Origin of the sequence: Sporosarcina limicola, from assembly GCF_014873855.1 — a bacterium.
GTDB lineage: Bacteria > Bacillota > Bacilli > Bacillales_A > Planococcaceae > Sporosarcina > Sporosarcina limicola.
In genome coordinates, this window is the sequence record NZ_JADBEL010000051.1 from 1 (window position 1) to 12,406 (window position 12,406).

Sequence of the window (12,406 nt, forward strand, 5' to 3'; positions counted from 1 at the left end):
AAGTGCTTGAAGAAGGACTTCAGCCTTCACAACGACTTTAGTCGTAGACATTTATGTCGGAAATCCACCTGCTTTAGCAGGTGGTTGTTTAATTCCTCCTTTATCAGTGTACTAATTCCATGGTAAACCAATATAAATTTAATTGCCAATTAATTCATTGTGTGGGTGGTCGAATTCCCGATTTTATACAGTAGATGGACAATTAATTGTCAATAGTTTTCCCGGATGGTCCAATTAAATGTATTCAATTTTGATGAGTTGAATTTGGACATTGTGCATCTAGTCATTCAGAAAACATCCAACGACTTTATAAAAAAAGATAGCTCATTAATCTTTTTTTATTTGGTCTACTACAAGCTGTATAATTTTCATGCTAGGCTTGTTGAATAATCATCATCGTACCTTCTTCACTCGTTTCAATATCCCAGTCCAGTTGCATTTCTTTTAGCATAAGAGAAACGACAGAGAGACCAACTCCAACACCCTTTTTGCTTGATTTTGCTTTCATTCCAGGCCCATGATCTTCAATCACAATCGTTTCATTTTCGATTCGTACAGCTACAAACTGTCCGCTTTTCGCATGCCGATAAATATTTTGGAAAAGGTTATCCAATACCCGACGAAACATTTGAGGATCGACTTCCCACATCAATTGTTTCTCAGGAATCTCCAGTTGGATATCAAAATGAAGGTTCTCAAACACAGGATACCATTCTGCAAAAGAAGTTCGAATGAGCCGAATGATATCCACTTTCTCTGGATGGAACGGATATTTCCCAGTCGTCAATAATGTGTAGGAAAGTAAATTCTCTATGAGTTCTCCCATATAATTCACTTTTTCATCGATAAAGTCTAAAGATTCCTGTCCAGTTACACTGAGTGGTTCTTTTTTCAAGCGATAGGCGTGACCTCGAATCGTTGTCAGAGGCGTTCGTAAATCATGTGACAAATTCGCGATGAGTTCTTTTCTAAGTCCTTCTTCCTCCTTTTCGCGTTTCCGACCTGTTTCTAATTCTTGAATCATTCGATTGAAGGATTGACCTAGACGTCCGATTTCGTCTTGTTTTGTCACTTCGATGGTCGATGGAATCCCATTTGCTTCAGGAGCAACCATCGCCTCTTGTAAATGAAGAAGCCTTTTTCGAATCCGATAAAAGAAGAGGCTGGAAATTAGCATAAAAAGAACGAATATCGATAAAAGGGCAAATGGAAAAATATAATCGTATTGTTCCAGTAATAGGTTACTTGGACTTACCATATCTGTACGGGGGATTTGTAATACCATAAATCCTTCCTCTTGCTTATTTCCTATAAAAGCCACTACGGTAAAGGGGTCAATCTTATATCCTCGATTTTTTTTCATAAAGTCAATCGCATAAGGGACTGACCATGTGTCCGGTACAGATAAAGATTTTGGGGATTTCTCTCTCGTTTGTCCCGCCTTGTCTACCCTGTACATAGATGCTTCTTGATAAATATTTTTTAGTTCCGTGAGCTTACTATGAATCTGTTCTTCGGAAGCATCTCCTAATTCTTTGGCCGTTTCATGCCACATTTCTTCTAAATCTGTTCCATTATAATGCCGACCGGACGAATCTTCTTGATGGGTGATATTGTAAAAAACGATAGACAATAGGGGTACGCCGATTGGCATAATCATTGTCGCTAAGAGAATGATTAGCAAATACTGGGCCAATAAAGAATTCCCTAGCTTTTTCATTGCTTCACCCGATAACCGATGCCGCGTATCGTTTCAACGATTTTTGGCGCACTCGGATCTTGTTCAATCTTTTCTCTCAAGTAGCGAATATGAACCATTAAGGTTTTATCCCCTTCAAGATAAGATTCCCCCCACACAGCCTCATAAAGCTGTTCTTTTGTTAAAACTTGATTTGGATGTCGCAAAAAATACATAAAGATCTGATGTTGTTTAGCTGTCAAAAAGATCTCTTCACCGTCGTTCTTTAAAATGCGGTTTTCTATCATGTTGATTGTTAAATGATCTAGCTGAATTTCTTTGGACACAGCATGTTGATTTCTTCTGAATAACACTTCAATTCTTGCGGCAAGCTCTTCGGGATGAAAAGGTTTTGTTACATAATCATCCGCAAAATGTAGACCTTGTAGCTTATCGTCAACAGCTGTTCGGGCAGATAACATCAGAATAGACACATTGGGATGATTGCGTTTCAACCGTTGACCAACTGTAAAACCATCAAGTCCAGGAAGCATCACATCCAATATGACTACTTCTGCATCTCCAAGCGCTTCTTCCGCCTTTTCACCGGAAGTGAGCCAACGCACCAAATAGCCTCGCTGCTCCAAGTCTTCTTTGACGATGGTACCAATTTCCAGATCATCTTCAATATATAAAATTTCCTTCAAAACATTCCCGACCCTTCATTATTTGGCTGCATTTTAAATTCTGGAAGTTTTTCTTCTTACACTATATCCTATACGAGGTAACATCAAAGTGGAAAGGTTCAACGACTTATGTTCGAATTTAATTTCGTCAATACAATACTGTATGTAGAATTTGAAGAGAAATAAAAAGTGACGGATGCCGATTCCACTCCAAAATGTTGGAGTGAAACCGGTATCCGCCACTTACCATAGTGTTTGGGAAGCCATAAAGTACTTGGAATGATGAGCGAAAGGTCCTGATTTGCTGATAAGTACTGTTGGAGTGCTGATATAGCTAGCGCGGGTGCTGATAATTTTGCCAGTCTGTCATAAATAAGAAAAACGGCTTAAAACTTCAAGTTAATTGAAATTATCTTCTCCAATTTCATCAAAATCTATTTTTCAAAAACGGTTTCACAAAATTGGAGGAGTATAATTCTGACGTGCGAAAGCTGAGTTAGTAAATGAGCCACTCATCAATATGGCATCGCTTCAAGCAAAAGTAAAAGACAAGAATCCATATGAATTCTTGTCTTTTATTGTATCAACTTAATATAATGAGGCTATAAATATTAGCTTATCGGAAGTAGCTATTCATTCTTGATAGTTATTAACAGACTCAATTTCTAATTTATTGAGTTTATTTTTGAAATCGGTCTCATTTTGAGGGCTGAAATCTACAAATTTACTATCACTAGCTTCAACTACCATTTGCTTTTTTTCATCGACCGCAAGTGGTTCTAATGTTGTTCAGAATGAACGCAGCAGTTCTCAACAAATCGTGACGACGAATAATGAACATGAAGTAAGTTCGGAAGTTACACAAAAGGTTAACAGAAGACGTAGACAAACGAATTATAATGTAGATAGTCGCTCAACAAGTTCGGTGGAACGTATGAAAAACTTTAGTAGGAATAAATAAGGATAAAAGTGAAGTTCGCCAACGGAGTAGCAAATGCTACTCCGTTGGCGAACAAAATTTATTGAGAACTATTGTTCTTCTCTAATGCTTTAATATATTTAATGAACCAATACAAGAAAATCCAAGGCAATAAAAATTTAGTAGTCCACGGGATTGTTTTTATAAGTAGGAGAAACAGATTATTGAAAAAAAAGTTCGCAACAATGAATAAAACTAACAATAAAATAAATGACAATATATTCCATATTTTTTATCCATAATAACCTCCATAATATATTAATTTTCGCGATTATCTAAACCTACTCTACCGCTTGATTCAATTGAAAAGCTAGGATCTAGAGGATTTATTTCTTGATAAGGAAATGGTATCAATACAGTTGTATAATTTGATATTGAATTTTTTTTAATATCCATTTTATTAATTTCACCCTTTATCGATGCAGAGCTATTTTGATCAATTTGTCCGAAAAATACTTTACTATCACTATCAGCATTAATAGAAACTTGATCCCAATTGATAAATGAAGCAACTGCGAATGTTTTATTTTCCTTTTCAGTATTACCAATATTGATATTGAATTGGATTTTGTCATTATTATTATAAACCGATTCATTTAACCAGGGCACTAATTTTTCATTTTTAGTTAATAGTAATCCATTTAAATTTTGCACATTATTATTTTCGTTAATTGTATTATCTGTACTTACCTTACTAAATTTATTAAAAGAGTTATTTTTATTTGAACCTTTGTTAATGGTACCCCTTATACTCATCAAATTTGATCCTGTAGTTGAAATTCTATATTCTTTTGATAAATCCTGATTATTGGGATCTTGCGCTATTAAAAAAGTGAAATCGTGAAATCCGTTTTTTAAATTTGAAATAGAAAAAGGTATAAAAACTATTTCTTGTGGTTTTATGGTTATTTTTAACTTATTCTGTTTTTTATTTCCTGGTAAAATATGTTTTTGCTGATAATTAATCAAAGGTATAATAAGATAGTCTTCGGGATAGTCATTTTGATTTACAATAGCGAGGGTTTTATTGAACATTTCATTTTTCTCTATTTTAAAGTTACTAATTTCAATTAGCTCATTATGTTTATCGTTTACAATACCTAGCGAGGTGCCTTGATTAGCATATGGTACATAATTATAATTTTTAGTTTCGTCATAAATAATTTCTTTAGTAACTTCTTTAGTAACTTCTTTTCTATTTATGTGCTTTGCATTAAATTCATATATAAGAAAATAACCGATAAATATTAAAATGACGATATATGGAAAGTATTTTAATTTCATATTCCACCTCTATACTAATTAACATAAGTAAAGAGATTATGTTCCATGTAACCTTGTTTTTTAAATTTATGCTCCCCAAAAGACGCTAAACCACTAGTAGTCGATTCTGTGTTGGTTGCTCTTGCACCTGCAAAAAAACCGTGATTAGTTGTATCTTCAGCCGAAGTTAAAAAGGCACCATATTTATAAAGTTTTGCCTTCGCATATACCATTTCAATAGAGTCGTACGATACAGTACCATTACAGTTTTTAAATGATTCGGAGGTAGCAAAAGCATTGTCTCCACCCCAGAAAGGTTCACTGTGTTTGACCTTATATCGATATAATGGAACGCAATTATTTGTTGCTAGAGTACTAACCGTATTTTTGACTGGTGAAAATTCTCCAGATGAAGGAAGACTCTTTGCTGATTCAGGTAAAATGTCACATTCAGAAATACTTTCCGCATGAACATTGGTACTAGCTAACAAAAAGGTGATACATACAAAGAATGAAAAAAACTTTTTCTTAAACATAAAACTCCTCCTTTGGTTGTTTTTTTAATTATATATGGATTGTAACATACAAATCATTTTTTAACATTAAATACAAAAAAATAAAAAATTGTTTTATTATAGGTTTATTTCGTATTTGATTATTTAATTTTAGTCCCAAATTTGCCACCATTTTTTTGAGTAGCTACAAGTTGTTTGTTATTTAGATTTGTAATCGCTAAAAAAACAGGGTTCGCAAGAGGACCTAAAACATAAATTATGGCCAGTATCACCTCTATCTGAAATGTGGGGCATCGGGCGCAAAACCGAGACATCGCTTAACGAAATGGGTATACTTTCAGTTGGCGACTTGGCACACGCTGATTTGAAAAGTATGGAGATGTCGTTCGGAATTTTAGGCAATCAATTGTATTTCCACGCACATGGTATCGACCTGTCGAATGTGGAAGATCCTATTCCGCAAGGTCAAACCAGCTATGGTAAGAGTCAAATGCTTTTGCGTGACTACATTTTGATTGCAGAAATAAGAGTAATTATGCTTGAAATGATTGAGGATATTGCGAGAAGGGCAAGAGATGCAGGGAAAGCAGCACGCACCATATCGCTTGGCATTCGTTATAGCAAGAATGCAGCCGGTGGTAGCTTCCACAGTTAGCGAACCTGAAGCAACTAATGAAACGATGGCCATCTATACAGTGTGTAAAGAGCTGCTAAGAGAAAACTACGATGCCCGTCCAGTCAGGCAGGTGTCCATATACATCACAAAGCTAGAAGCGGAACAATCGGTACAGTTAAGTTTGTTTGATACGCATAATGATCGCAATCGGAAAATTGGTGAAGTCATGGACAGCATTCGGAACCGTTTTGGTTCCACCTCTATATTAAGAGCCGTATCACTCACAGAAGCAGGTACGGCTTTGATTTCTTCTGAATAATACTTCAATTCTTGCAGCGAGCTCTTCAGGATGAAAAGGTTTTATTACATAATCATCAGCAAATTGTAACCCCTGTAGCTTATCGTCAACAGCTGTCCGGGCTGATAACATCAGAATCGATACATTGGGATGATTGCGTTTCAACCGTTGGCCAACCGTAAAACCATCAAGTCCAGGTAGCATCACATCCAAAATGACTACTTCTGCATCTTCAAGCGCTTCTTCCGCCTTTTCACCAGAAGTGAGCCAACGCACTAAATAACCGCGCTGCTCCAAGTCTTCTTTGACAATGCTACCAATTTCCATATCATCTTCAATATATAAAATTTCCTTCAAGACATTCCCTACCCTTCATTATTTGGCTGCATTTTAAATTCTAGAAGTTTTTCTTCTTACACTATATCCTATACGAGGTAACATCAAAGTGGAAAGGTTCAACGACTTATGTTCGAATTTAATTTCGTCAATACAATACTGTATGTAGAATTTGAAGAGAAATAAAAAGTGACGGATGCCGATTCCACTCCAAAATGTTGGAGTGAAACCGGTATCCGCCACTTACCATAGTGTTTGGGAAGCCATAAAGTACTTGGAATGATGAGCGAAAGGTCCTGATTTGCTGATAAGTATTGTTGGAGTGCTGATATAGCTAGTGCGGGTGCTGATAACATTGCCCACAATGCTGATATAGTGGATGTAATTGCTGATATAACTAAGTTAGGTCCACAATAAACCCCTTACTGCTCAACCACCCCATCTTTCCCAGCGCCAATCCCAACCACCAATAGAATAATCGAAGCGCCCAACAACATCACAAGTGGCATTGTCCAACTGTCGGTCAAATCATGTAAACCGCCGAACAGAACAGGTCCAGTAGCGGCCAATAAATAACCGAATGACTGTGCCATGCCGGACATTTTAGCGGCTTGCTGGAAATCAGTCGTACGCAAAGTGAAAAACATCATAGATAAACTGAACGAACTTCCGCATGCAATCCCAATCATCACTGCCCATAAAGGAATAAACACGTGATTTCCATAAAGCAATCCCGCAATCCCAACGAAGAAAAGGAGTGCAGTGAAGCCAGTTAATGCAACTTGATTCTTCATCCACCCAGCCACAATCGGCATGATGAACGTGACAGGAATAATAGAAAATTGTAGCAAAAATAGCATCCATCCTGCCGAACCCGAACTATAACCATGAACGCGGAGAATATCGGGAAGCCAAGTCATCAATGTATAGAAAATTAGCGATTGCAAGCCCATGAAAATCGTGATTTTCCAAGCAAGGGGAGAGCGCCATATCGCTGTAGTTTTAACGGATGGTGCAACAGTACTATTCACATTCCTCTGCTTTCCGTGACGAATCTGCGGCAACCAAATCACAAGTGTGATGAAGGCCAATAGTCCCCAAACACCAAGGGCACCCCGCCAGCCAAATCCATTGATTGAGGAAATGGGAAAGCTTAAACCAGCAGCCAAAGCCGCGAATATATTCATAGAAACGGCGTAGATGCCCGTCATAAGTCCAATGCGTAAAGGGAAGTTCATCTTGATGAATCCAGGCAATAAAACATTGCCGATTGCAATTGCCAAACCAATCAATAGGGTCCCTGCAAACAATGTACTCACTGTCGGAAGAGAGCGGATTGAAATGCCGAGCGTTAGAACAATCAATGAATAGAAGATAGTCCGTTCAATGCCTAATCGACCGGCTATTTTTGCTGCAAATGGTGATAGAAAAGCGAAGGCGAGTAGGGGAAGTGTTGTAATCGTTCCTGCAACCGCATTACTGATGCCCAAATCGTCACGAATAAATGAAATGAGGGATCCCACAGAAGTTAATGGGGCCCTCAAGTTTGCACCTATTAAAATGATACCAATAAGTAAAAGTCCTATTTTTCGATTGTTTGTCTTTGAAACAGTTGAATTGTCTTTATCAAAATCCATTATTATTCCTCCGTCATACTCGTTAAAGCTTTTTTAAATTCATTGCTATAGCTATTTACATATTCGCGGGCACGATTTATATCTCGTTCAAGAATCGCTTCATAAAGTTCTACATGAAGTTCCTCTTCATAATTAAATGGAGCGTGCAAGATTATCAAATCTCGAACAGAACTGTACAATGCATCCGTCATATGTTCATACAAATCAATCAGCACTTGATTATGCGAAGCTTCCACGATGGCTTTGTGAAATAAAATATCTGCGTCCACAAATTGGTCTAGATTTGCCGTCGCCGCTGCTTTTTGACAAGCTAGGAAACAGCCTTTTAACTTTTCAATATCCCGGTCATCACGCCTTTCAGCCGCCATTTGAGCTGCTTCTCTCTCCAAAGCCAATCGGACTTCAAGCGTGTCGATAAGACTGGACTTTTCAACATGACGTTGTATCGCAAATCCTAATGCACTTGCAGAGCGGACGCTTGTGCCGCTACCTTGTTTTGTTTCCAATAAACCCGCATGGACTAAGGCGCGGATGGCTTCTCTAAGTGTGTTGCGACTCACATCAAATTGCACCATGAGCTCCATTTCAGGCGGTATCTTATCTCCAATGGACCAATGACCTGTTTCAATCAGGTTCTCCATTTGAGTCGCGACTTGTTCGACCAAAGAGGTTCGGTTCGTCTTCATAATATTCATCGTGTTCATGTCCTTTCGGTAAAGTTGTAGGATGATTGGTATATTGAACAGCTTAACGTATTAGTGGGGAAGATTCAATCGTTTTGCAACAGTCGCAGCGATAGATATAAAATGAAAAAACACCTCCCGACCGAATTACGGTCAGGGGGTGTTTGGTAGTGATATCTCTCACATATAAAAAAACAAAATGCTCGCAACGGAAAAGTAAACACCAATTGCAACAATATCATTAATCGTCGTGATAAAAGGACCTGATGCAACGGTAGGATCAATCTTTAATTGATAAATCGTATTTTGAGGGTTTGGAATTCGCTTTTGAATACGGTAAATGAACGGGATAAAAGCACGAAATCCGACTAGTACCCATTCCATAATATTTCCTCCTTACAGAGCCAAAATCCAAGCTGCGATAGAGAAGTATATAAGTACGCCAACAATATCTGCAATAGATGTGATAAGTGGTCCACTTGCAGTCGCTGGGTCTAGTTTGAGTTTGTTGAAAATGAATGGCAATGACATACCGATTAAACTACCGACAATAACGACAATAACCATCGTCAAAGCAACAACGAGAGCGATTTCTGGGCCGCCTCTAAAGAGACCCACACTTGCGACTGCTAAAGCCATCGTGATTCCTAGAAGAATCGAAACGGAAATTTCTTTGGTGAACATTTTCACCCAGTCTTTCATCTTCACTTCACCAAGCGCCATCGAACGGATTACGAGTGTGGCTGCTTGGGCCCCTGCATTTCCGCCGCTATCTACGAGTAAAGGTAAGAAGAATACAAGGGCTAGATTTGCTTCAATCACCTCTTCAAAAAAGGCGATTCCCGCGCCTGAAAAAACATTCATAAAGACGAGAAGAACTAACCAAACAATTCTTTTCCGGTAAAGCAAAGAGATACCAGCATCTTTCAAGCCTACGTTGAGTCCAGAAACGGGCGCCATTTTGTGGAAGTCTTCGGTTGTTTCCTGTTGCATAACATCCAAAATATCTTCTACATGAATAACGCCAACCATTTGTTTTTGATTATTTAGGACGGGTACGGAAACTAAGTTTTTATCTTGGAATACTTTAATTGCTTTTTCTTGATCCAAATCTGTTGAAAATGAGGTAATCGATGCCGTCATAATGTTGACGAGTGGAAGCTCACCTGAACTACCCAGTAATTCGCGTATGGATAAAACACCTTTTAGTTGCTTATCCGGGCTCACGATGTATAGATAGTGAATATTCGTTTTGTCCCCAACGTTTTCACGGACATATTTGATCGCTTGTTCGACTGTGTCTGTTTCTGAAAGAGCAATAAAATCCTTTTTCATCAATGTTCCAATGGTTTCTTGTTTGAAAATACCATTCTTGTTTTTGCCCATATACGTGGACCTCCTCTAATACGTCCACTTCTCAAAAGAGTGACGGGAAGTGGACTTCCAATGATCTTCTATATTTTCACATGACGATTGACAACTCGACTGTCCAGAATCCGACTGACTATCCATTTCCCATCACCCCCCATAAACATAAAAAAACACCCCTCAACAAAGAAGGGTGTTCAATTCAAATAAGCTATGAAAAGCATAGTTGAAAAAGCCTCCTTCGTAGAGCTTTAGCACTATATGGCATAGGATGAAAAAATCATCCAGCTACGTTAAAAACCACCTTAATTCGATGGTTCCTGTTGACCCATTGGCGTCTTTGGACGTTTCTGGGCAGCAGCATATCTCCATATAGGAGCCTCACCTAACGAGGTTTATGTTGTTGTTTTAAGTACGCTATAACCCTAGCAACAATAAATCAGATTGTCAACCTGTTTTGAATTAAATAATTTTGGATACCTAATTTCTACCCATCAAGATATAGATTAGTATGGCTTATTTTTGTTGGGACTCGTATAATCATATAGAGCATCTTTTCAATTTTTACTTATTGTAATATAGAACATAAATGTATTTTAGTTATTAAAATTAGTTAAGGGATGATTATGATGAAAGAAACTTCAGATGACGTTATTCGTCGCCTAATGGAAGAAATGTTTAACATTCAAAATAAATCAAAAGAATTTATGCAATTACTTACACATGATGAAAATCTCTCAGAAAACTTAGTGCTTTTATTACTTAGACTTAAATTATACAGACATATGAAAGTTACTGAGATTTCCGAAGCATTTATGTTAACGCCTGGTGCAGGAACGAATATGTGCGACAAACTTGAAGACTTAGATTATGTAGAAAGAATAAGGACTAAAGATGATAGAAGAGTTGTTAGGGTGTCACTAACTAAAAAAGGAGAGGAAAGGGTCGAAGGGATATTTTCGAAGTTTTCGGAGGAAAAGTTAAAGAGAATGTCGAGTGTTTTAGCGGAGATAAATAGCCTGTTTGAAAAAATCGCAGAATGATAGTATTCAAAAACAGATCAGATAATGGTCTGTTTTTTTATTTTTTCAAACTCCTTCAAACTGTTGACAATAAGTATTGATATGTATATATTTTATACTATAAATGTTTTAATAGTTAAAACATATTTGAGCGGAAGGGAAATGGAATAATTATTCCTTTCAAGAAAAGAGGAAAATAGATGAAAAAAATCTTTGTGATTGGAGTGTTGATTTTGCTACTATCTGGAATTGCTGTTGCATTTACTAAAAAACCTTTTGTGTATAAGGGTGATCTGGAAAATGTAGAGAAGATTATTGTGGACTCAGATATCTCTAATATCCTACTGAGTGCTTCTGATTCAACTAGTACCATCGAATATACGGGTGAAAAATCATCTTTAGGAAGTCCCGAAATAGAGGTAGTTTATAACGAAGGTCAAGCGATTATTAAGGTGAAAGCGATTCCGAAAAAGTGGATGAGCTTTTTGCCTGGAACAAGAAAAAAGGGTGCATTGGTACTGAATATTCCCCCTGAATTACTGGATAGTATTCAAATAAGTACCGGTGTTGGGAACATAGATGTTGGGAATCTAAATAAGGTAAACCGATTAAGCCTTAATTCGAATGTAGGTAATATCAATGTAGATTCTTTTAAAGGGACATCTTTAAATATAAACGCAAAAAATGGAGCTATAAGCTTAGGGGAAATTGACGGGACAGTCAATATTAAAAATCAAACGGGCAATCTACATAGCTTGATCTTTACTGATATTAAAGGTAAGAATACGATTAAATTGTCGAATGGTAAAGTGAAGCTAACATTGCCTAGTGAGATAAAGCTTGATGATTTGGGATTAACGATTGTAACTAAGAATGGGAAGATAACTTCTGGAAATAACTTATTAAAAGACAATATAATAAAACGAGGTCCGGGGCAGAAAATTACTACGGGCTCCAAAGGAAACAAGGAATTGAATATATCAGTTTCGGTAGGGAATATAGAGATAAACTAATGGGAAATACAATTGGCGGACTCATAGCCAACCATCCTGAGTGGCTATCTATATAAGCTGAGCGAAGGCGCCTTCCAAGAGGTAGCCTCCTGCCGCAGCGGATTCAAAGGAATTCTTTATTTCAACTTAGATAGACAGTAGCATTGCATAAAAACTATTTCGATTTGTCAAGTTCCTAAAATACCAATAACGAAATGTTTTATTTTCACTAAAATGCAAGTTTTAAGACTATTAATAGATAAAAAAACCCCTTATAATTAGGTTTGATAGTCCTGTCCAAATCCCTAATTATAAGGAGAAATCACATGGACA

The 12,406-nt window shown here is 37.2% G+C and carries 12 protein-coding genes, 1 pseudogene and 1 riboswitch; of the genes and pseudogenes, 4 read left to right on the top strand and 9 right to left on the bottom strand.

Annotation, left to right across the window (positions count from 1 at the left end):
• Positions 1 to 373: 373 nt before the first annotated feature.
• The 4 genes from H4683_RS20540 to H4683_RS20555 all read right to left on the bottom strand — a co-directional run bounded on the left by H4683_RS20540 (position 374) and on the right by H4683_RS20555 (position 5,142).
• Positions 374 to 1,720, bottom strand: coding sequence for a HAMP domain-containing sensor histidine kinase (locus H4683_RS20540; RefSeq protein ID WP_192600690.1), 1,347 nt, complete (start codon positions 1,718 to 1,720; stop codon positions 374 to 376).
• Entirely contained in the window at positions 1,717 to 2,385 is a 669-nt protein-coding gene (locus tag H4683_RS20545) for a response regulator transcription factor (protein WP_192600691.1), read from the bottom strand. The genes H4683_RS20540 and H4683_RS20545 overlap by 4 nt, the downstream gene beginning before the upstream one ends.
• Positions 2,386 to 3,601: 1,216 nt before the next feature.
• Entirely contained in the window at positions 3,602 to 4,627 is a 1,026-nt protein-coding gene (locus H4683_RS20550; protein ID WP_192600692.1) for a hypothetical protein, read from the bottom strand.
• A gap of 14 nt (positions 4,628 to 4,641) precedes the next feature.
• Positions 4,642 to 5,142, bottom strand: a complete 501-nt coding sequence (locus tag H4683_RS20555) for a hypothetical protein (protein WP_192600693.1) — start codon at positions 5,140 to 5,142, stop codon at positions 4,642 to 4,644.
• Between the two features lie 304 nt (positions 5,143 to 5,446).
• Between H4683_RS20555 and H4683_RS22060 the strand changes: the two genes are divergently transcribed.
• Together H4683_RS22060 and H4683_RS22065 are read left to right on the top strand one after the other, a co-directional pair.
• The gene (locus H4683_RS22060) at positions 5,447 to 5,776 is read left to right on the top strand and encodes a DinB/UmuC family translesion DNA polymerase (RefSeq protein ID WP_275403119.1); all 330 of its coding nucleotides are present in this window, start codon (positions 5,447 to 5,449) and stop codon (positions 5,774 to 5,776) included.
• A gap of 25 nt (positions 5,777 to 5,801) precedes the next feature.
• Positions 5,802 to 6,056: a DinB/UmuC family translesion DNA polymerase gene (locus H4683_RS22065; protein WP_275403120.1), complete on the top strand. Its 255-nt coding sequence runs from the start codon at positions 5,802 to 5,804 to the stop codon at positions 6,054 to 6,056.
• Here H4683_RS22065 and H4683_RS20565 read toward each other — a convergent pair.
• From H4683_RS20565 to mgtE, 5 genes and pseudogenes are all read right to left on the bottom strand, one after another.
• Positions 6,045 to 6,392 (bottom strand): annotated as a pseudogene (locus H4683_RS20565) (response regulator transcription factor); the annotation flags it as partial. The gene H4683_RS22065 and the pseudogene H4683_RS20565 overlap by 12 nt on opposite strands.
• 401 nt (positions 6,393 to 6,793) lie before the next feature.
• A complete protein-coding gene (locus H4683_RS20570; protein ID WP_192600695.1) occupies positions 6,794 to 8,008 on the bottom strand; it encodes a CynX/NimT family MFS transporter in 1,215 nt (404 codons plus the stop codon).
• Between the two features lie 2 nt (positions 8,009 to 8,010).
• On the bottom strand, positions 8,011 to 8,703 hold the full coding sequence (locus tag H4683_RS20575; RefSeq protein WP_192600696.1) for a FadR/GntR family transcriptional regulator: 693 nt from the start codon (positions 8,701 to 8,703) through the stop codon (positions 8,011 to 8,013).
• Between the two features lie 168 nt (positions 8,704 to 8,871).
• Positions 8,872 to 9,075: a magnesium transporter gene (locus H4683_RS20580; protein ID WP_192600697.1), complete on the bottom strand. Its 204-nt coding sequence runs from the start codon at positions 9,073 to 9,075 to the stop codon at positions 8,872 to 8,874.
• 12 nt (positions 9,076 to 9,087) lie between these two features.
• Positions 9,088 to 10,077, bottom strand: coding sequence for a magnesium transporter (gene mgtE / locus H4683_RS20585; protein ID WP_192600698.1), 990 nt, complete (start codon positions 10,075 to 10,077; stop codon positions 9,088 to 9,090).
• A gap of 211 nt (positions 10,078 to 10,288) precedes the next feature.
• Positions 10,289 to 10,459: riboswitch (M-box (ykoK) riboswitch) on the bottom strand.
• Between the two features lie 229 nt (positions 10,460 to 10,688).
• On the opposite strand from mgtE, the gene H4683_RS20590 reads away from it, so the two are divergent.
• Both H4683_RS20590 and H4683_RS20595 read left to right on the top strand, forming a co-directional pair.
• The gene (locus H4683_RS20590) at positions 10,689 to 11,102 is read left to right on the top strand and encodes a MarR family winged helix-turn-helix transcriptional regulator (protein ID WP_192600699.1); all 414 of its coding nucleotides are present in this window, start codon (positions 10,689 to 10,691) and stop codon (positions 11,100 to 11,102) included.
• 179 nt (positions 11,103 to 11,281) lie between these two features.
• Positions 11,282 to 12,094, top strand: a complete 813-nt coding sequence (locus H4683_RS20595) for a DUF4097 family beta strand repeat-containing protein (protein WP_192600700.1) — start codon at positions 11,282 to 11,284, stop codon at positions 12,092 to 12,094.
• Positions 12,095 to 12,406: the final 312 nt, after the last annotated feature.

What these genes read in the sequence shown, in the direction of transcription:
- H4683_RS20540 (WP_192600690.1), bottom strand. Translation starts at nt 1,720, where the DNA reads ATGAAAAAGCTAGGGAATTCTTTATTGGCCCAGTATTTGCTAATCATT.
- H4683_RS20550 (WP_192600692.1), bottom strand. Translation starts at nt 4,627, where the DNA reads ATGAAATTAAAATACTTTCCATATATCGTCATTTTAATATTTATCGGT.
- H4683_RS20555 (WP_192600693.1), bottom strand. Translation starts at nt 5,142, where the DNA reads ATGTTTAAGAAAAAGTTTTTTTCATTCTTTGTATGTATCACCTTTTTG.
- H4683_RS22060 (WP_275403119.1), top strand. Translation starts at nt 5,447, where the DNA reads ATGGGTATACTTTCAGTTGGCGACTTGGCACACGCTGATTTGAAAAGT.
- H4683_RS22065 (WP_275403120.1), top strand. Translation starts at nt 5,802, where the DNA reads ATGGCCATCTATACAGTGTGTAAAGAGCTGCTAAGAGAAAACTACGAT.
- H4683_RS20570 (WP_192600695.1), bottom strand. Translation starts at nt 8,008, where the DNA reads ATGGATTTTGATAAAGACAATTCAACTGTTTCAAAGACAAACAATCGA.
- H4683_RS20575 (WP_192600696.1), bottom strand. Translation starts at nt 8,703, where the DNA reads ATGAATATTATGAAGACGAACCGAACCTCTTTGGTCGAACAAGTCGCG.
- H4683_RS20580 (WP_192600697.1), bottom strand. Translation starts at nt 9,075, where the DNA reads ATGGAATGGGTACTAGTCGGATTTCGTGCTTTTATCCCGTTCATTTAC.
- mgtE (WP_192600698.1), bottom strand. Translation starts at nt 10,077, where the DNA reads ATGGGCAAAAACAAGAATGGTATTTTCAAACAAGAAACCATTGGAACA.
- H4683_RS20590 (WP_192600699.1), top strand. Translation starts at nt 10,689, where the DNA reads ATGAAAGAAACTTCAGATGACGTTATTCGTCGCCTAATGGAAGAAATG.
- H4683_RS20595 (WP_192600700.1), top strand. Translation starts at nt 11,282, where the DNA reads ATGAAAAAAATCTTTGTGATTGGAGTGTTGATTTTGCTACTATCTGGA.